The 832-nt window shown below is 72.4% G+C and carries 1 protein-coding gene; it reads left to right on the top strand.

Features of this window, described 5'->3' with window-relative positions; translation table 11 throughout:
• Positions 1-832: hypothetical protein (locus D7V88_RS43500; protein WP_158625293.1), on the top strand; the 832-nt coding region annotated here is incomplete at both ends.

Here is an 832-nt window from a genome sequence, read left to right on the forward strand (position 1 = left end):
CCTCCAGGCCGAGTGGATCTCCCTGGCACGCAAGACGCACCCCACGCTCGCGCCCCTCGGGGACCTGATGCGGGAAGCCCAGCAGCGCATCCCCGCTCCAGACACGGCGTTCCAGGGCTGGGCCCGGACCGTCCCGTGCGACCAGCTCCAGGACACCAAGGCCTTGTTGCCCCCGTCCATCGCGCGGCTGCGCATGCTCGCGCGCACGCAGCCTCGCTGCGCGGACCTCACGGCCCAGCTCCTGGAGTTCTACCTCGTGAGGCTCTCGCCCGAGGACCTCATCGACGTGACGCAACCCCTGACCAGCCAACAGTTGCTCGCGATGCGCGACAGCCTGCGCATCGCGGAGCCCGCACGCACCGAGGCCCTGTTCATCTGGGCCCTGGAGCGGGACCACAACCTGGTCCACAGGCTCACCGCCACGCCCTCCATCGTCTCGAAGCTGCTCTCCCCGGTCCACGCGAACCGGCGGGGCGGACGCGAAGCCCTCCTCGATGCGCTGCTGGGACGACGGGGGTTGCTGTCCTTCGGTCTGAGCCCGGAGGCCTTCCAGTTCGTGGTGAGGGAATCGCTCAAGGGCAAGCCTCCACCGGAGCGCGTGGCCCACATCGCCGCCTCCTCCCGCATACCCCTCGCCGAGAAACAGGCGCTGCTGGCCGGACTGCTGCGCTCCAGGGATCCGCGCCTCCGGGCCGCCGCGGCCGGAGGGCTCGCACGGACCGTTGGCGCGGTCATCCCCCAGGCCGCGGCACGGGCCTGCGTGGCGGAGCTGAGGACCGCCCGCGCATGCATGGACGCCCGTGGCACCACCCTGGCGGCCCCGCCCCCCCGC

It is taken from the genome of Corallococcus terminator, assembly GCF_003611635.1.
Lineage (GTDB): Bacteria > Myxococcota > Myxococcia > Myxococcales > Myxococcaceae > Corallococcus > Corallococcus terminator.